We start from the raw sequence: 18,730 nt of genomic DNA, 5'->3' as shown, positions 1-18,730 counted from the left end.
TTCAAAGCCCGAGTTTATACTCGGGCTTTTTAGTGTCTTTATGTTTTTGTATCTTCACTCTTGAGCAATCTATTAGGCAAGTTTGGTTTTAAGCCTCTTTACTAAATCACTGACTTATCGAATTGGTTTTAAACAAAGTTCTGTTTGAGCTTCTCTTCCAACGCTTGAATACAAAGTTTAATGGCGATAGGTGTGTTTGAAGAGAATGGGTTCAACGCATAAACTGTGTTGGTTGGTAATTGAAAACTTGGGATGATATCGACCACCTCACCGGATAGCTGATGAAGGTAGAAGTCTGGGATCACACCGATGCCAACGCCAGATTTGATCAATGCGAGGCAACTATGAAAGGAGTTCGTAGTACAGCTTGCTCGTTGTTGGTAAGTAAAATCTTGTTCAGTTTGAGAAGTAAAGTGATGAGAGACTTGCTTGCCTTGCCATGAATTAGCAATGTAGGGAATAGCGTCCAGCTTACGAGAACGCATGCTTTCAACGCCACACAACACGTCTTTGAACTCGCCCAAACGTTTCTGCTTTAGGTTACTGTCACGAGAACTGCCCACTCGTACTGCGAGGTCAATATCGTGTTCCATGAAATCTAAGTGCTGATCATCGCTGATCAGCTCTGGTTTTAACTTCGGGTATTGCTTCATCAAGTCTGCAACAACAGGCGCGACCAATAAATCCATCAACGCATTCGGAGCTGTAATTCGAATTCGACCTTGTGGCTCTTCTAGCTCAGCTTTGGCCATATCCCAAGCCGAATCAGCAATCACGTTAATGTCTTTGCAACTCAAATAAAAACGTTCACCCATACTAGTCAGAGTTTGTCTGCGTGTTGTGCGCTTGAGAAGTGAAGCCCCTAACTCTTGTTCCAGAATTTTGAGGTGCTGACTGACGACGGACTTTGACAACTCAAGCTTTTCAGCTGCAGCTGATACTGAACCCTGCTCTACGATGTGAGCGAAAATCGACATCTGCTTTAGCTTACTCATTCCATTGTTCTCTTTTTACATACAGTATTTTCTATTATCTCTGTTTTTCAATTTAATTTCCAAGGCTAAACTTAATCCAACTTATCGAGACACCCAAATCAAAGACGCAGTGTTTGAAAGAAGACTGCTATGGAGAAAAGCAATGTTAAACAACCAGGTATTAGAAGCATGTAAGCAAGGCATTAACGCATGGCAGAAAGCATTCAACAGCCAAGATGCGAAAGGTTGTGCAGATCAATATGCTGAAAGCTGTGTAATGGAAGCGCGTCCATTTGGTACTTTTGAAGGTCGAGAAGCGATTCAAGCATTTTGGCAAAACATCATCGACCAAGGCTTCAAAGACGTTGATTACACAGACGTTACGTGGGAAGAGCACCCAGAAGGCGGCTACATTTTGACGGCTAGTTGGACAATGAACAAAGCGTTTGGTGTTGTGCATCGTGAGCACTGGGCACTAGAAGCAGATGGTTGCGCTCGTTTAGTCAGCGATGATTTTGAGGTTCAAGGCGAACGCTAGCCTGCTCGCTTTTAAAAGAACAAGCCGCTTTAAAAAATAATGCGATAACAGTAGTTATGTCGCTAAAAATAGTTATGTCGCTAAAAAACAGTTATGTCGCTAGAAAAACAAAGGCCGGTAGTCTGAATCAGACTACCGGCCTTCTCTTTTTATTCCAGCCGGTTATCGATTGCTTACGAAAAACAACCGTTATAGTGCCGCTTTCTTCGCTTCTGTAATCCAAGCATCAAACGTATTTCGGTTCGCTTTGATCCAACCGTTTACGTGCGCTTCGATATCAGCCGAGCTGTTCTTACCTTTACTCATCATCATGTTCTGAGCACTTACATCATTGATGTTAAGTTTGATGATTTCAAAAAGCTTCGCCGCAGATGGGTTGTTCTTAGCAAACTCTTTGTTCGCAATAATACGCATCGAGTTCATTTCGAAGCCGTAGTTCTTACCGTTAGACAAAGTAGTATCAACATTCGCACGATCACCCGGAAGTGAAGAGAATGGAACTTCTAACCAAACTACGTCTTCGTTAGGAACCAATACACCACTTACCCAATAAGGTGTCCACGTGTAGTAAAGAACTGACTCGCCCTTTTGGTAACGTGAAATCGTATCTGCGATGATCGCTGCATAGTTACCTTGGTTGTGAGTAACGGTATCGTCCAATTTGAATGCAGAGATTTGGTGTTCGATGACCATCTCACAACCCCAACCAGGGTTACAGCCCGTCAGGTCTGCTTTGCCATCACCATCAGCATCAAACAGCTTAGCGATTTTTGGATCAGTCAATTGACCAATGTTAGTGATGTTGTACTTTTCAGCGGTTTTCTTATCAATAAGGTAACCTTGAGCGGCACCACTTACATACTGGCCTTCACGGTAGAATTTGTCATCGCCACCCGCCATTTTGTATTTGTCAGCGTGGAGTGGGAACCAACCTACTGTTAGGAACGTTGCGTCACCTTTTGCGATAGAAGTGTAAGCTACGTTGTAGTCCACTTCTTGCGTTGATTTCACATCATAACCAAGCTCTTCTAAAGCACGGTTAACAATCAGTGTTTGGAACGTTTCTTCAGCAACTGAAGATTGAACAGGCTGAACTGATACACCTTCACCCGGTAAGCTTGCAGCCCACACGTTCGTTGATACAGCCAGTGTCGAAACGATGCTAACGGCTAGCTTACTCTTCCATGAATTATTCATTGGTGTTTTTCCTTAGTTGTAGTTCTGATTGTTTACCGCGATTTAAAGCTTTTAGCACAAGGGAAACAGGCCCCATGTGATACCAGCGTAATTTTGTATTACCTGCATTTACCCCGAGAACTTGGGTAATGCGGTCAAGTAGGATTGCAAGAATAACAATGCCTAGGCCACCAACAGCGGCCAATCCCATATCCAGTCGGCCAATACCTCTCAGTACCATTTGACCTAATCCACCTACCGCGATCATTGATGCGATAACCACCATCGATAGCGACAACATCAGTGTTTGGTTCACGCCCGCCATGATGGTTGGCAGTGCAAGCGGTAGTTGAATTCGGTAAAGCATCTGCTTTTTGCTGGCACCAAATGAGTGACCCGCTTCGATCAACTCTTCCGGTACTTGCTGAATACCCAAGATAGTCAAACGTACAACAGGAGGAAGTGCGAATATGATCGTCACCACCACACCCGGAACGTTACCGATACCAAACAACATTACGATGGGTACAAGATAAACGAAGGCTGGCGTCGTTTGCATGGCGTCGAGAATTGGGCGTACGAATTTAGCCGCGGTATTGCTGCGGGCGAGCCATATCCCCATGGGTAAGCCGATCAGCAGACAGAAGAATACCGATGTCATGACCAGTGAAAGCGTGGTCATCGCTTCAGACCAAGCGCCAATCAAGCCAATAAAAGTCAAAGAAACGGCTGTAGCCAAACCAAGCTTCAGGTTTGAAAACTGCCATGCAACGAGAAACAAAATGATCAACATGAATGGTGCAGGTGTCGACACCAACGCTGTTTCAAATGAACTTAGAATGAAATCGATAGGCACACGGATTGCTTGAAACAATGGACGTCCGTGCTCAACTAACCAATTCAGTCCAGACTCTACCCAAGTGTCGACGGGCAACACTGCTTCTGCAAAAGGGTTAAGTGGGTCAAAAGGTGTCGTTTCGACTGTTTCGCTGCTTAACCAATCTGCTGATGGTGAGGTATCAGCTGCTTGACCCCAAGGATCACTTGCAGGTTGAGCTGCTGGAGCTGATTGAGACCATGGGTCATTATTTGTTTGTTCAGACGACATGATCTACCCCTTATCCAATGTTTGTAACAGTCGTGACTTAGTTACCACGCCAAAGTAATTACCTTGCTCATCCACAACAGGAACGGAGTAAGGCACACCGCCAACAAGGCCAAGCACATCATTGATTGGTAAATCAGGGTTCAGCGTTAGGCCATCATCGAGCTGCGCACTGGCCAGTGATTTGTTCTCTTTGTGTGCTTTACGAAGGGAATCAACAGAGACAATGCCGGAGTAACGACTGCTTTTCTCAACAACAATGCCGTATTCACGGTCGTTATCCATCAAGATTTGTAGAGCGGACGCTGGGCCGTCATGTTCTGATTTTTTAAATACCGCCGCTGGCTTCTTACGTGCAATGTCTTTCACCGTAAGAACACTTGCTACATTCACACCGCGGAAGAAAGCTTCGACATAATCGTTCGCTGGGTTGTTAAGAATTTCGTCTGGGGTACCCACTTGAACCACCTCACCGTTTTGCATAATGGCAATACGATCACCGATTCGCATCGCTTCATCCAAATCATGGGAGATGAAAACAATGGTTCGTTTATCGTCATTTTGAAGGCGAATAAGCTCATCTTGCATTTCAGTACGAATCAAAGGATCGAGCGCCGAGAATGCTTCATCCATCAACAAGATATCAGGGTCACATGCTAGAGCACGAGCCAAACCAACACGCTGCTTCATACCGCCAGACAATTCATCAGGGTAAGATTCTGAATACGGCCCGAGACCGACTCGTTCCAACGCTTCAAATGCGGACTGTTTTCTCTTATCGACTTCAACACCCGCTAGTTCAAGACCAAACGCGGCGTTTTCAATCACTGTCATGTGAGGCATCAATGCGAAGTTTTGGAAAACCATGGAGATGTTGTTGCGACGGACTTCGCGGAGCTCATCTTCTGAGGTGTGGGCAATGTCTTTGCCTCGAAGAAGCACATTACCTTTGGTAGGTTCAATCAAGCGGTTAAGAAGGCGTACTAGGGTTGATTTGCCAGATCCTGACAGTCCCATTATGACGAAAATCTCGCCTTCTTGAATGCTAAGAGAAACATCGTTAACGCCGATCGTTAACCCTGTTTCTTCGAAAACTTTATCTTTGTTCGCGCCTTCATTAATCATTGTAAAAGCACGGTCGGTGTCTTCACCAAACACCTTGTACAGTCCCTTAACTTCCAGTATGGGATCCATGTAATTTAATCCTTTCTTAGTTATCTAAACTAATAGTTATTTAAACTCAAAACCGATTATTTAAACTTAAAAACGGTTATTTAAACCCGAAAAACGATTAGCACTCTAAGCAATTAACCCATGCAAATTAAGGGGCATCGTTCTGTAAAGCCGATGAAAAACCGTTAAAACCCCAGCCCAAACAAAGGTCAAATATCAAGCCCATACAAGGCAAAATATTGATAATAAAGAAATTTAAATCACACTCAACACCTGCGGCATTATGTATTACTTACAGATAGATTATTGAATATTTATTTCACATCAGAACAATTAATAGGCTAAATAGACCAAGAATATGCACAAATAGTTCGTGTACAAATAATTCGAATACAAACCAATTAAGAGGATTTAAACGCCACTAAGACCGGTAAATTAACACCATTACGAGGCGCGCACTCCCAATGACTTTTACACACATATGAAGGGCAATCTGGATAGAGTCCGTCCAATTAGGCACAGATCGGATTGATACCTTCATCTCCGATATAGAAGACATAACACCAACTGTGATACTTGCTGCAAACTGTCAAAGTCGATTACCCAGGCCGAAAGACAACTTGTAGAGTACACATTGCTGTTCCATTCTTTATCTAAAGGTTGGGCACTCTTTCGGACGGATAAAAGGACAGGTATTAGAATGATAAAAATGCTGGTGTGTGACTTTGATGGAACGCTTGATGGCGGCTCGTCTCATGGGGTTGATCAGTTGTTTAACTACTTAACAAAGCAACCGGATATCCGCTTTATCATCGCGACAGGTAGAACACTGCCCTCAATTCGTGTGGGTTTAGCTTCTGACAACTACCCGAAACCACACACGATTATCAGCGACGTAGGCACGAGAATTCATCACGAGCACTCCCAAACACCGGATCACACCTGGCACAATCAATTAGAAGCGTCTTGGAACAAGTCAAAGGTTGAGTCTGCACTTGCATCGCTCGATTTCATGGGAGAGCGCTTAGAGATCCATCAAGGGGAATACAAGATCACTTTCGAAGGAAAACTCTCAGAGCCTCAACATGAGCTGATCGCATCTCGTCTGGAATCACACGGTTTAGATGTACACCTTACTTATTCCCACGATTGGTACTTAGATATCACGCCTAAGGGTGTCAACAAGGCCACAGCGATTCATCATCTACTTAAACAACATCAGTTAAGTATTGAAGAGGTATGCGTGGCTGGCGACTCAGCGAACGACACCTCGATGCTAACCATAGATGGCGTAAATTCAATATTGGTCGCGAATCATTACCCTGAGATCGCTCACCTGTCCGATCGAGATAACGTATACACCAGCAGAGCAACACATGCAGAGGGTGTGTTAGAAGGCCTTAAATACTGGCAAGGGCTTGCTGCGTCGGGTAATTAATACAAGTGTATCAAGCAGATCGCCTCGACTTGATACACTTATTTCCAACCAGGAAGCCAATGATCCTTATCGGTTAGATCGCGCCAGTTAATGTCTTCTTCTCGTTTCGTCATCACTGCTTCTATCAAACAACGAATGACCTCCCCTTCCTCGAATTCGACCTCCGTGATCATAAAGTGCTTTTCTTTCTTTACTGGGCTAACGGCCGTCCATTTACTGCGAAGTAGTTTCTTTGGATTGATTCGATTCATTTATCTTATCTCTCGCTGTGATGTCGTTGATTAATATTAGTTGTCTACTCGACACTGGGTAATAGTCTCTATGACGCAAAAAAGATCATAAAAAAAGCCAGCGATTAAAGCTGGCTCTATTCTGGTGATTGTTTCTCGTTAGAGATTAACCATTTTTAGGTGGATCAAATGCCGTCAGTTCTAATGCTGGGCCTGTGTATTTTTCAATTTTCACAAGCGCAGAATTCGCAGCACAACCATTTGCCAAACGAGAAGTTGGAATATCCAACGTGAGCACGTTACAGCCACCATTTTTACATAAACCTGTCTCTTTATCTAAATCTGGCCAACCGCCTTCATGGATACATACAGCACCCTGTTTGATACCATCAGTCACTAATGCACCAACCAGTACTTGTCCACGATCGTTATATGCACGAACCAAATCTCCGGTTTTGATGCCACGTACTTTCGCGTCTTCTACGTTAATGGAGATAGGTTCACGGTTACCGATAGCGTACTCTTCACGCAGTTTTGCATAGTTAAATTGACTGTGTAAACGGTGCGCCGCATGCGCTGTCATCAACTGAAGTTCATCACTCTTCGCTTTACCAAAGAACTCTGTAGGCTCAATCCACGTTGGATGCGCTGGACAATCCGCAAGATTGTAGCCTTCGATTGTTTTAGAGAAGATCTCGATCTTACCACTTGGTGTACCTAGCGGATTCATCACAGGGTCTTTACGGAAATCAGCATGGCGAACGAACTGTGCAGCTTTCTTGTTGTATTTCATTTCAATAAGCTGGTTATCATCCCAGAACTTACCAAACTTAGGCATACGTACACGTGCAGATTTACCCGCTTTTTGCGCTGCATCGTAGAAGCCTTTCAACCAAGCCATTTCGTCTTTACCTTCAGTAAAGACATCGCGACCACCGGCTTTGATCATCTCAGACATATCTGCAAATACATCAAAGTCGTTACGCGCTTCACCTTGAGGTTCAACTACCTTCTTCATTGGTACTAAATGTTGGTTACTGTAGTCACCTGTCATCGTCATATCATTACGTTCAAATGACGTAGTGATTGGCAATACAATATCCGCATGCTTAGCCGCTGCAGTCCAGTAGATCTCAGAGATAACCACAAGTTCAGGTTTTTGCCACGCTTTGATCAAACGGTTGGTATCTTGGTGATGAGTAAAGTTACCACCGCCCGCCCACCAAATCATTTTCAGGTCAGGGAACGTCAGTTCATGACCATTGTGCATATATGATTTGCCTGGGTTTTCCAGTGCTTCTGTAATACGAGCAACAGGGAAGCTGTTCACCGCACCTGAAACTGCCCAGTCGTTACCTGCTGAAGAACCACCACCGATCGAAGCTGAAATCGCAGGTAATACACCAGCATCGCGTGTTGGGTTACCACCATTAGAATAGTGGTAAGACAGACCAAAACCACCGCCAGGAAGACCAATCTGACCAAGCATTGCAGCTAACGTCGCAATCATCCAGTGGCGTTGCTCACCGTATTGTTGACGCTGAATGCCCCAACCAGCCATAAGCATAGTGCGGTTCTGGCTAAAGATGTCTGCTAGAAGCTCAAGTTGTTTCGCAGGAACGCCTGTGATCTCTTCAGCCCATGCTGGCGTCTTTTCAACACCGTCTTCTTTACCCATTAGGTACGCTTCAAACTTATCGTAACCACTGGTGTACTTATTCAGGAACTCTACGTCATGCTTACCCTTCTTAACTAAAGAGTGCGCGATACCCATCATCATTGCGACATCGGTCATTGGGCGCGGCGCAATCCATTGAACTGTATCACCAAAGAAATCAACGGTTTCGGAACGCATAGGGTCAATCGCGATGATTGTCTTGCCGGACTTCTTAAGTTGATGGAAGAACTCTAGGCCTGAACAGTCGGTTGAACTCCATGCAATCTTAAGCGTGTTCATGGGGTTCATACCCCACAACACAACAACGTCTGAGCTCTCTAGTACCACAGGGTGAGTGGTTTGCTGTTCATAAACTTCGATCGATCCCATTACGTGCGGCATGATCACTTGTGCCGCGCCCGTTGAGTAATCACCTAAGTGACCAGAGTAACCACCAGCCAAGCTCATGTAACGTTGCAGCAACGTTTGTGCTTTATGTAGTACGCCACTTGAACGCCAACCGTAAGAGCCCGCAAATACAGATTCAGGTCCGTTCTCTTTACGAATACGCGTTTGCTGTTCGTGGATCAGCTTATAAGCTTCATCCCAAGACACTCGAACGTATTCATCTGCACCACGAGTTCCTGTTGGGTCGGATGGATTGTCTAGGAAACCTTTACGTACCATTGGGTATTTGATACGCGCTTTGGTATGAACCTGATCAGGGCCTGTCGTTTGCAAGCTGTTTGGCACTGTTTGTGCCAGAGCATTAGTCGTTGAAACCAACTTGCCATCTTTTACTTCACACAACATCGGTCCCATGCGGCCTGCAGTTAATACACCTTTACCACGCTTATTCGCAGCTGATGCTGTCATTGGCGTCAATGATGTAAATGCCAGCGCACCAGCAGCCATGCCCGATCCTTTGAGGAATCCGCGACGAGTAATATCTGTCATAATTATTTCCCTTTTGTTTCTTAGTGGCCAGCCACATCTTTTGCGTGGTTCTGGAAGTATTTAGTAAGAAGTTCTAAATCTTGGTCTGAAATGTCAGTTCTTTCGCCCATGCCTTTTGCAACAGGGCCCCAAGCATTAACGGTGAAGTGGTTCGCGCCAATTTTTGCGTGGCATGTCGAGCAGTAAACGTTGTCGAGTTCTTCTGCGTACTCCCAGATTGGCTCGAGTGAATCCAGTACAGGCGCATCAACGTTCGCGGTTAGCACCGCCGTTCGCCATTCATTACCGTACGCATCCGTTTTAAAATCACCAACGTCAAGGTTCTGTTGCCCTTGGTCTGTCAGCATCGCAACGATTGAGCGTTGACCTTCGCCGTAGTAAAGCACCTGTTCTGCACCCTTCATTTGGTAAGCATGCAACTCGATTGTGCGCTCAGTACCTTCAACACTTTTCACATCTAGGCGTGCCGTTGGATTAATAGTGCCAAGGTCACCAATACTGATGGTTTCTGCTGAGTAAACGACTTTCGCATTCGGGTCTGTTTTTTCGGTGAATGCCATCAAATTATCAAAGGCTTCGCTGTCCATTTCTGGCTCAGGAGCAAAGTGAGCAACACCTTTGTGGCAGTCGATACAAGTCTGATTATTCTCTTGTCCGTACTCATGCATTTTTGCTGCATCTTCAGATTGCTCGTAACTGTCCATCGCATCGAAAGTATGACAAGAACGACACGTGGCTGAATCGCTTTCACGCAGTTGCGCCCACACTGTTTCTGCCATTGCCATACGATGTTCTTCGTATTTATCTTCTGTATCAATTTTGCCGGTTACGAACTCATGATAAATATCTTTAGACGCACGAATTTTTGTGATTACGTAGTCAATTGGATCAGAAGGAATATGACAGTCAGAACACTCAGCTCGAATGCCTTTTGCATTGCTGAAGTGGATTGAACCTTCATATTCTTCATACGGAATTTGCATAGTGTGGCAAGAAGTACAGAACTCAGTACTCGATGTGTAGTGCATAACGGCTGCAGTACCGCCCAGCGTTAGCCAACCAATACCTATACCTATACCAACAGCGGCAATAAGAGCGATATATCGTTTTTTAATAGACATATTTAGAAATCATCTTCAACAATTAGTAACAATTGCGATCAGAATAATACTTTAGGGGTAGTCACTATTGATTCACGTCATAAATTGTCTTTATTGACAATAAAGAAAGTGAGCAATGAGACTTCAATACAACTCACTTATAACCGTGACTGCGCAACCAATTGGTTTGATATTCACAAAACAAATAAAGCCGATCTCATTTATAAAATTCAACTAAAAATAACTACACGCCTTCCTATTTAAATCGCACTAAAATCAAGATAAGGAGTAATGAACCCGCCTATAATATTTGCAAAATTACGGCATTGAATTAGGCATGAACCAAACAGAGTTCCAACAAAAAATAGCGAGTTTTACTTCGATTGAACAAGCCCTTGATTACTTTGAAATTGGGTTTGATAGCAAGTTCATCGACCAAAATAGAATAGAGCTTGTGAAGCGCTTCAATGGTTATCTGATCCTGTCAAAGCCGGATGATTGGTTTGCTGGAAGAAGAGCGCTGAAAAATGCGTACTGTAAGGTGCAACGCAGTAAACTCGATCGCTATACACGCTCTGCCTGTCGTGGTTGCACGACTTGCCAACGTCGATAGCTCAAAGTTAACCGTTAAATAGCTGTCGATTTAAAAGTAGGCAGCTAAAAAACAGATAGCTGAAATAACATCTCATTACGATTTAGTTAGTGGTTTGCTCGAAAAAAAGTGTGCTAATCTTACGGCAACTCAACTACGAGATAAAAACTACAATGAAAATTTTCAGCAACTTCGAAAGCGGCAACATTCACGTCGTTTCAGCAGATTCACCACAAAACATTCAACTAACTATTCCAGCGGATAATCAAACTGAAATCGCACAATGGTTTCATTTCCGCTTAGAAAGTGAAGCTCAACAAGCTCACCACTTTGAAATCGGCCAATTGGCAACATCTGCCTACCCTGAAGGCTGGAAAGATTATGATGTGGTTGCATCGTATGACCGTGAAGAGTGGTTCCGCATTCCATCTCAATTCGATGGCGACACATTAAGCTTTGATATCATTCCTGAACACGATTCAATGTACTTCGCGTACTTCGCACCGTATTCATACGATCGTCATCAAGATCTCTTGCACAGTGCTCAAACGCACCCTGCTTGTAAGCTAGAAACTCTGGGCCATACGTTAGATAACAACGACATCACTTTGCTAACCATCGGTGAGCCAAGTGCAGAGAAGAAAAACATCTGGGTTATTGGTCGCCAACATCCGGGCGAGACCATGGCTGAATGGCTGATCGAAGGTCTGCTACAACGCTTGCTTGATGAGACAGACACAGTAGGCCGCTCACTGTTAGACAGCGTTGTATTCCGCGTTGTACCTAACATGAACCCAGACGGCAGTATCCGTGGCCACCTACGCACTAACGGTATTGGCGTTAACCTAAACCGTGAATGGCAGTCACCTTCTATGGAACGCAGCCCTGAGGTTTTCCTTGTTCGCGAGCGCATGCTAGAGACTGGTGTTGACCTATGTCTAGACATCCACGGTGACGAAGCGATTCCATATAACTTTGTTGCTGGTAGTGAAGGTACGCCTTCATACAATGAGCGCATTGCAAAACTAGAGAATCACTTCAAGCAAGCTCTTCTGACTATCACGCCAGAGTTCCAAGATGAATTTGGCTACGATAAAGACGAACCGGGCAAAGCAAATATGACCGTCGGTACAAACTGGATCGGCGAACAGTTCAAGTGTTTGGCATACACTGTCGAGATGCCATTTAAAGATCACATCAGCCACGCTGACGAACTGTACGGTTGGTCTCCAGAGCGCAGTGTTGCATTTGGTCACGACATGCTAGCAGCGGTTTGGGCAACAGTAGACGAGCTATAAGACGAAACAAACTCGTTAGTTTGTCTTTAGAAGTAGTTTGTTCATATAGATGACAAAGCCCAGCACTTGTCAAAGTGCTGGGCTTTTTATATCAGATAACGATGAGTTACTTGGGTTTTAGGCGTTTAGAAGCTTTGCTTATGCCACTCTGAGGTTCGCGAAGAAAACCGGGTACCTTTGCCTAATGTGTCGTTGTTCAGCCACCATATCTTTGAAACTCGGGCCTTGTGATAACAGAACGATCACTTCATCGCCTTCTTGCCTCAATACAGAACCACGAATATCAATGCTGTTATTACCATGCAACCATAAAGTGCCTGCCATTGAGAAGCCTCGATAGACCGGGATGATGTTACTCATCATCAAGCGCACGCCTTTTTCAGAAACTTCACTGACATGAAAAAGTTCATCTTTGATTCGTATCACTGGGCGCGCCTTTTTAGGGTACTTCAGGCGGTAATACTCACGTTTCTGGGTGAATGACTCTTCACTCATCGATGACTCCCTATCTTTGTTTCATGTTTCTGTTTCTTGGTAAAAATGAACAAGCTAACTATCCGTTGTTTTCTGTTTCAAATCTAAGCTCGAAACATACACATTCATCCAATTGATGACTGTCCATTATATCGACTTTACATAGCAATGCTTTAGCCATTTATGAAGAGACTCTAAAATTCCTGAGGATTCAGTAAAAAATGAGAACTGAATAGAATATGGTATATGCCCCATTCTTAGCAACACTACCTCAGAGCTGAAACAATGCTAGTTGAATACTAAAGCCCACAAATAGAACACCACAAACAATGTTCATCATTTGTGAGGTTCGCTTTTGAACCAACAAGCACTTGAACGTATCCGCCATTAAGATCACAATCAAGAACCACATCGACACTACTGTCGCCTGAATCCCACCAAGCATCAAACTGTCTGTCACAATCGCATCTTTTGAAACAAATTGAGGGAATATAGAAAGATAAAACAGGACGATTTTAGGATTCAGTAGATTAGTGAGGAGCCCTTTGATAAATTGATTGTATAGCTTACTTCCCGATGCACTTACCGCATAAAGTACACCCTCTTGAGCACGCAGGGCCGCGCGAAAATGGTTATACCCAAGCCAGACAAGATACAAAACCCCAGCCCACTTAAGCCCTTCAAAGGCCATTGGGGTGTTCGACAATAACAAACTTATGCCGTTGGCCGAGATAAAGGCGTGAAAAAAGAAACCACATGACACGCCCAACACGTTCACAAATGCGAACAGCTTCCTTTGAGTTAAGGCTGTGCTTAATACCAGCAAAGCATTAGGGCCTGGAATAATGGCAATAAAAAACACGATAACAATAAACAGCGATATACTGTCCCAACTCATTTCGAACTCATTTCATGAACATTTTTAGGGCGGACATTGTACGTCCATTCAATGCCATTACAATATGATGAACGTTTAATTATCGCGTATGGCTAACATGCATAATTCACGCATATAATGAGAGCGTTTATCGTGTAACGTTACAAAACTGATTTTCTAACATTTGCAGCCCTGTTAGACTCCACCTCCCTTTTGATACTTGGTTCATTTATGTCATTTGATAGCCTAGCCCTTAACCCAAAAACCGTCTCCGCGATCCCATCTCAATTCAATAAGCCGACAGAGATACAGCAAGCGGTAATTCCTACAATTATTGCGGGGAAAGACGTGCTGGCGTTGGCTCAAACGGGTAGCGGAAAAACGTTGGCATTTGGCTTACCTTTGCTGAACAGCATCAAGCATGATGTAAATGAACTACAAGCGATAATCATTGTTCCAACCCGTGAACTTGCCTCTCAAGTAGCCAAAGCACTAGAACCCATCGCAACCACACTTGATATCAAAACAGTGACACTGACTGGTGGAGTTGATATCGAGATCCAGCAACAGCAATTGTTAGAAAAGCCACAACTCGTGATCGCAACTCCTGGCCGAATACATGCCGTTATTCAAGAGAACAAGCTCGAGCTAACCCAATGCAAGTCTTTAGTTCTTGATGAGGCAGACCGTTTACTCGACATGGGATTTTGGCCAGATGTTCAAACCATTATTTCTGCTCTTCCTAAAAAGCATCAAACACTGTTGTTTTCGGCTACGCTGCCAATAGAGCTGATCAGTCAGACTGAGGCGCTTCTTGTTAATCCAGTAAAGGTCACAACGCATCAAGAAAACAGCGTGGTCGCGGCTATTGAAGAAACTCTGTACTTAGTGAACAAAGGCAGTAAAGCTCAAGCGCTGATCGCCCTACTCAATCAGCACACATGGTCGCAGGTATTGGTATTTATTGGCGCAAAAGATAATGCAGATGCATTAACCAAGCGATTGAATAAAGCCAAAATCAGTGTGAATGCGCTACACGGAAATAAGAGCCAAGAAGAGCGAGAGCAAGCATTAGAGAATTTCAAAAATGGCACGACTCGTGTGCTTATCGCCACCGACGTTATGGCTAGAGGCATCCATATTGATCAACTACCTGTCGTAATTAACTTTGATTTGCCATCGCATTCGGCGACTTACGTACACCGAGTTGGTCGCACAGCAAGAGCAGGAAGCACGGGGCGCGCAATCTCTCTGGTTAGCCACAGCGAAACTGACTACCTGAATGCAATTCGTACTCTGACCAATAAACCTCTTATGCTACAAGCGTTGGAAGGTTTCCCTGTTACAGACAAACCTGCATCTGAAGCGACAGCTCGCAAACGTCCGCCTAAAGACAAAATGGCTAACCGAAGAACCGCAAAAAAGAAGAGTGTTAAGCAATTTAAGAGCAAACCAAGTTCTTCGAAATAACCAGTTCTTCAAAATAACCACAGAAAATCGATTAGCCCAGTTTGCACTGGGCTTTTTTATGGTTCATCTCATATTAACAGGACAAAAATACAAACTTACGCCCTCAAACCTCCATAACGTTGCCAACCTAAATGACACTTTTATGAATTATGATGCCAAGGTATTGATTCTTGGTTGCTCAAAAAAAATACTCTGAAATCACGTTGACGCCCCTATATCTGACAACTAGATTTTTCTATTAGTGTCTAAAAACCGGGAGGTCATTGAAATGAAACGTGCAAGCTCTACATATCGATTACAACTGATTAAGGAAGTGGCCACTCGCCGAGATCGTCAGCGTTCTAATGACCCGATGGCAAACTACATACAAAACCTAATAGACAACAAAGATGACTGTGATACCTCGGTGGAGCGTAAACAGAGATTCAGTGGCAGTCATTTTGATGAGCATATTGGTGGTTGGGTTAGCGACCATTGGGGTAGCAAGTAAGCCTATATCTCTAGTCACTGATATAGTCGATAGAACAGCATCGTTAGCTGTAGAATTAATATCCGTATTAACCTATCATCTGCAACAATTCCCTATCCAAGAGTAAGCAGAAAGTGCCTGAGTTAAAAAGAGAAAAAGAAGTGATGGTTGCCTTCCAAGTGATCCCTCGCGTTAAAGAAGGCAACAACTTCGAAGTGGTTGATAAAGCCATCGAAGTTGTGAAAGCTGCTGATGTGCCTTTCCAAGTCGGAGCTATGGAAACCACGATGAAAGGTGAACTCAACCAACTCCTCGATATCGTTAAAAAAGCAGAACAAGCTTGCTACGATGCAGGGGCTGTAGAAGTGATCACAAACATTAAAATTCACAGTAAAACCACGGAAGCCGATGATACATTTTGCACGTATCATCGTGGTGTAACGAAAGCGAATCACATGTTTGTTTAATAACATTTTTATTTTAGAAAGCTGTTTATTTAAGAAAACAGGGCCTTTAAGAAAGACTCTGAAGAACCAGCGGTATTATTGAAAAGGCATGTCTGAAAGGTGAGAAAGGATTTCCATTCGCTCTTCTTCTGACATCGAATGCCAATCACGCGGAGTCTCTTCAGGGTCATCTTTCGCCCCGATTGGTTTTCGATCCAGTGCTTTAACTGGCTCTTTTTTGAATTTTCCGTTCTTTTTATTCATACCGACACCACTCCTTCAGGTACAAAGGTACCTACCTTAATATTACACCCCAACCATTATGTAAAGTAATAGTTACCTCGAGGTTAAATAAAATTTCAATACTTCCTCTTTAGCCGAAAAGATCTCTTTGGGGACTTGTACTTCCCTCTTCGTCAACCGAGTTACCAACCAAGTTTTTTTGCTTCATTATTTTTCTTCTATAGCGTTGACGACACAGCTTTATGACGTGTAACTGTTCTGACGGCGTCATCGACATCCAATTAAAGCGCTCCTCCCTTTTACGCATACAGCCATTGCAATAGCCTTTGTCATCGCTTGAGCAAACCCCAACGCAAGGGCTTGGAACTTGGAAAAACTCTAACTGCTCCACCGCGCCTCCTTACATATTCAAAATTACGCTTACTATCTCAAAAATAAGCGATTAATTTGTCGCCTAGCTCATAAAATCCATACTAAACTATGACCTTATACTGACACATATAGTGTTTTGTAAACTATACTTTGAACCCATCAAGTTACACTTATTCGGTAACTTCGTTCTTTCCTTTGGAGCCTTATAATATGAAGTTTAGTTCAAAAAAATTACTAGCAGTAGCCGCTTTACCTATGATGCTAGCAGCATGCACAACAACAGGTGATAACGCGATGCAAGTAACACCAACCGATCTACAGCACCATAATTGGGAACTTGCGCAAATTGATGGCAAGAACATTGAGAAAAGCGAACACCAAGCGACACCTCGTCTAGAGATCGGCGAAAAGATGACGGCAAACGGCATGGCTGGTTGTAACAACTTCTTCGGTCAAGGCGAACTAAAAGACGGTCAATTCCGCATTAAGCAAATGGGCATGACCATGAAAATGTGTCACGGCTCAGCAATGGAAATCGAACAATCGGTTTCCGCGACTCTAAGCGAGTGGAGCGACGTAACACTAACAAACGATACGCTAGTATTGAAAAACGATGTACACACGCTAACGTACACAATTCGTGACTGGGTAAACTAATCAGTCAGAGAAACCAAATATTGATTGAAGGAGCCCTAGTGGCTCCTTTTTTATTGCTTTTTTACACTCATGATTCCTTCAAAACTGACACTCATCGCTTACTTTTCGTACCAACCTCCAATAAACCTAAAAAATCTATCATTTGAGTGCAATAAATTCATCAGTTCAACGGTCTGTTGCTAGGATGGTAAGAGCCCTTAAGTAATTGATTGAATTTACTGTTGAATTAGAAATTATTTCAGAAACAGATAGAATAACTGTAGGGAGTTCGAAATAACAATGCTCTTGCCCGTTCACTACCAAATGGAAAAGTTTATGAACAAGATAGTAAGTACGTTAGGAATCATGGCAACCGTTGCATACAGCGCAGCCATTTACGCTGATGAAGCAACATCAACCAATAGCTGGAACCAAATAGAACAGCAGGCAGAGGGACAAACTGTCTACTTTCACGCTTGGGGCGGAAGCCAAGAAATTAATCGTTACCTACAATGGGCAGGCAAGGAGTTACAAAGTGACTACGGTGTGACCTTAAAGCATGTAAAAGTAACCGACATTGCTGAAACGACTACTCGACTACTTGCAGAAAAAGCCGCAGGCAAGAACAGCGAAGGCAGTGTCGATATCGTTTGGATTAATGGTGAGAACTTCCGCTCGATGAAAGACAATGCGCTGTTATTTGGACCATTCACAGAATCACTTCCAAACTGGCAGTACGTTGATAAATCTTTACCAATTGATGTCGATTTCTCGGAGCCAACCGAAGGCTTAGAAGCGCCTTGGGGCGTCGGACAACTGGTGTTCATCCACGACCAAGAGACGCTAAACAATCCGCCACAATCGTTTTCAGAAATGTTGAGCTACGCTCAAGCTTTCCCTAACCGCTTAAGCTACCCTCGCCCACCTGAATTTCATGGCACCAGCTTCATCAAGTCTCTACTCATTGAGCTAACAGACAACAACCCTGCGCTGGCTCAACCTGTTTCGGAAGACAACTTCCAAGAAGTTACAGCACCACTGTGGGCTTACTTAGATAAATTCCATAAAGTGGCATGGCGTGGTGGCAAACAATTCCCAGCAGGCACATCTGAAAGTATCCAACTTCTGGATGATGGACAACTCGACCTAGCCATAACATTCAATCCAAACTCTGTTTATTCAGCACAATCAAGTGGCCGCCTAGCTGAAACTACCAAGGCCTATGCTCTAGAAAGTGGCGCTCTGTCTAACATTCACTTCCTTGCGATTCCTTGGAATGCTAATGCAAGTGCTGGCGCTCAGGTAACCATCAACTTCTTGTTGAGCCCAGAAGCACAATCGCGCAAAGGCGACCTCAATGTTTGGGGTGATCCTTCTGTATTAAGCAGCAAGTACCTGACTGGTAGCGCTAAGAATACTCAACAATTTAAATCGATTGATGAACCACACCCAAGCTGGCAAAACGCGCTCGAGAAAGAGTGGCTTAAGCGATACGGTAACTAAAA

At 43.8% G+C, this 18,730-nt stretch carries 20 protein-coding genes; 9 read left to right on the top strand and 11 right to left on the bottom strand.

Features of this window, described 5'->3' with window-relative positions; all coding sequences use genetic code 11:
- Positions 1-128: 128 nt before the first annotated feature.
- On the bottom strand, positions 129-995 hold the full coding sequence (locus OCV30_RS06240; protein ID WP_065679120.1) for a LysR family transcriptional regulator: 867 nt from the start codon (positions 993-995) through the stop codon (positions 129-131).
- A gap of 142 nt (positions 996-1,137) precedes the next feature.
- On the opposite strand from OCV30_RS06240, the gene OCV30_RS06235 reads away from it, so the two are divergent.
- Positions 1,138-1,512, top strand: a complete 375-nt coding sequence (locus OCV30_RS06235) for a YybH family protein (protein WP_065679119.1) — start codon at positions 1,138-1,140, stop codon at positions 1,510-1,512.
- A gap of 189 nt (positions 1,513-1,701) precedes the next feature.
- Here the strand turns inward: OCV30_RS06235 and proX are convergent, their stop codons facing one another.
- Genes proX through proV form a run of 3 tightly spaced genes read right to left on the bottom strand, consistent with a single transcriptional unit; the run spans position 1,702 to position 4,987 of the window.
- Positions 1,702-2,709, bottom strand: coding sequence for a glycine betaine/L-proline ABC transporter substrate-binding protein ProX (gene proX / locus OCV30_RS06230; RefSeq protein WP_009846457.1), 1,008 nt, complete (start codon positions 2,707-2,709; stop codon positions 1,702-1,704).
- Positions 2,702-3,796, bottom strand: a complete 1,095-nt coding sequence (proW, locus tag OCV30_RS06225) for a glycine betaine/L-proline ABC transporter permease ProW (protein WP_017098640.1) — start codon at positions 3,794-3,796, stop codon at positions 2,702-2,704. The genes proX and proW overlap by 8 nt, the downstream gene beginning before the upstream one ends.
- 3 nt (positions 3,797-3,799) lie before the next feature.
- A complete protein-coding gene (gene proV / locus OCV30_RS06220) occupies positions 3,800-4,987 on the bottom strand; it encodes a glycine betaine/L-proline ABC transporter ATP-binding protein ProV (RefSeq protein ID WP_065679118.1) in 1,188 nt (395 codons plus the stop codon).
- Positions 4,988-5,666: 679 nt separating this feature from the next.
- Here proV and OCV30_RS06215 point away from each other — a divergent pair.
- The gene (locus OCV30_RS06215; RefSeq protein WP_065679117.1) at positions 5,667-6,404 is read left to right on the top strand and encodes an HAD-IIB family hydrolase; all 738 of its coding nucleotides are present in this window, start codon (positions 5,667-5,669) and stop codon (positions 6,402-6,404) included.
- Between the two features lie 38 nt (positions 6,405-6,442).
- On the opposite strand, the gene OCV30_RS06210 is transcribed toward OCV30_RS06215, so the two are convergent.
- From OCV30_RS06210 to OCV30_RS06200, 3 genes are all read right to left on the bottom strand, one after another.
- Positions 6,443-6,655 (bottom strand): TIGR02450 family Trp-rich protein, encoded by a 213-nt coding sequence (locus tag OCV30_RS06210; protein WP_009846453.1) that lies wholly within the window; start codon positions 6,653-6,655, stop codon positions 6,443-6,445.
- A gap of 145 nt (positions 6,656-6,800) precedes the next feature.
- On the bottom strand, positions 6,801-9,248 hold the full coding sequence (locus tag OCV30_RS06205; RefSeq protein ID WP_065679116.1) for a molybdopterin guanine dinucleotide-containing S/N-oxide reductase: 2,448 nt from the start codon (positions 9,246-9,248) through the stop codon (positions 6,801-6,803).
- Positions 9,249-9,268: 20 nt separating this feature from the next.
- The gene (locus OCV30_RS06200) at positions 9,269-10,369 is read right to left on the bottom strand and encodes a NapC/NirT family cytochrome c (RefSeq protein WP_065679115.1); all 1,101 of its coding nucleotides are present in this window, start codon (positions 10,367-10,369) and stop codon (positions 9,269-9,271) included.
- Positions 10,370-10,685: 316 nt separating this feature from the next.
- Here OCV30_RS06200 and OCV30_RS06195 point away from each other — a divergent pair, with 316 nt between their 5' ends.
- On the top strand, positions 10,686-10,961 hold the full coding sequence (locus OCV30_RS06195) for a nitrogenase-stabilizing/protective protein NifW (protein ID WP_065679126.1): 276 nt from the start codon (positions 10,686-10,688) through the stop codon (positions 10,959-10,961).
- A 152-nt stretch (positions 10,962-11,113) separates the two neighbouring features.
- On the top strand, positions 11,114-12,238 hold the full coding sequence (locus OCV30_RS06190) for a M14 family metallopeptidase (protein WP_029223162.1): 1,125 nt from the start codon (positions 11,114-11,116) through the stop codon (positions 12,236-12,238).
- A 138-nt stretch (positions 12,239-12,376) separates the two neighbouring features.
- Here the strand turns inward: OCV30_RS06190 and OCV30_RS06185 are convergent, their stop codons facing one another.
- Together OCV30_RS06185 and OCV30_RS06180 are read right to left on the bottom strand one after the other, a co-directional pair.
- Positions 12,377-12,733 carry a hypothetical protein gene (locus OCV30_RS06185; protein ID WP_012603678.1) on the bottom strand — a complete coding sequence of 119 codons (357 nt, stop codon included), beginning with the start codon at positions 12,731-12,733 and terminating at the stop codon, positions 12,377-12,379.
- A 250-nt stretch (positions 12,734-12,983) separates the two neighbouring features.
- Entirely contained in the window at positions 12,984-13,610 is a 627-nt protein-coding gene (locus OCV30_RS06180) for a LysE family translocator (RefSeq protein WP_065679114.1), read from the bottom strand.
- Positions 13,611-13,820: 210 nt separating this feature from the next.
- Here OCV30_RS06180 and OCV30_RS06175 point away from each other — a divergent pair, with 210 nt between their 5' ends.
- From OCV30_RS06175 to OCV30_RS06165, 3 genes are all read left to right on the top strand, one after another.
- The gene (locus tag OCV30_RS06175; RefSeq protein WP_065679113.1) at positions 13,821-15,059 is read left to right on the top strand and encodes a DEAD/DEAH box helicase; all 1,239 of its coding nucleotides are present in this window, start codon (positions 13,821-13,823) and stop codon (positions 15,057-15,059) included.
- A gap of 268 nt (positions 15,060-15,327) precedes the next feature.
- Positions 15,328-15,549 carry a hypothetical protein gene (locus OCV30_RS06170; RefSeq protein WP_065679112.1) on the top strand — a complete coding sequence of 74 codons (222 nt, stop codon included), beginning with the start codon at positions 15,328-15,330 and terminating at the stop codon, positions 15,547-15,549.
- Positions 15,550-15,692: 143 nt separating this feature from the next.
- A complete protein-coding gene (locus OCV30_RS06165) occupies positions 15,693-15,995 on the top strand; it encodes a thiamine-binding protein (RefSeq protein ID WP_017065764.1) in 303 nt (100 codons plus the stop codon).
- A 75-nt stretch (positions 15,996-16,070) separates the two neighbouring features.
- Here OCV30_RS06165 and OCV30_RS06160 read toward each other — a convergent pair whose 3' ends face one another.
- Together OCV30_RS06160 and OCV30_RS06155 are read right to left on the bottom strand one after the other, a co-directional pair.
- The gene (locus OCV30_RS06160) at positions 16,071-16,238 is read right to left on the bottom strand and encodes a hypothetical protein (protein WP_017098648.1); all 168 of its coding nucleotides are present in this window, start codon (positions 16,236-16,238) and stop codon (positions 16,071-16,073) included.
- A gap of 109 nt (positions 16,239-16,347) precedes the next feature.
- Positions 16,348-16,608: a DUF1289 domain-containing protein gene (locus OCV30_RS06155; RefSeq protein WP_009846445.1), complete on the bottom strand. Its 261-nt coding sequence runs from the start codon at positions 16,606-16,608 to the stop codon at positions 16,348-16,350.
- Between the two features lie 191 nt (positions 16,609-16,799).
- On the opposite strand from OCV30_RS06155, the gene OCV30_RS06150 reads away from it, so the two are divergent.
- On the top strand, positions 16,800-17,246 hold the full coding sequence (locus OCV30_RS06150; RefSeq protein ID WP_009846444.1) for an META domain-containing protein: 447 nt from the start codon (positions 16,800-16,802) through the stop codon (positions 17,244-17,246).
- 315 nt (positions 17,247-17,561) lie between these two features.
- Positions 17,562-18,728: an ABC transporter substrate-binding protein gene (locus OCV30_RS06145; protein WP_032555185.1), complete on the top strand. Its 1,167-nt coding sequence runs from the start codon at positions 17,562-17,564 to the stop codon at positions 18,726-18,728.
- Positions 18,729-18,730 lie beyond the last annotated feature (2 nt).

This window comes from Vibrio atlanticus (genome assembly GCF_024347315.1).
GTDB lineage: Bacteria > Pseudomonadota > Gammaproteobacteria > Enterobacterales > Vibrionaceae > Vibrio > Vibrio atlanticus.
Note: the sequence above shows the minus strand (reverse complement) of the source record. Positions and strands in the feature narration are given on the sequence as shown.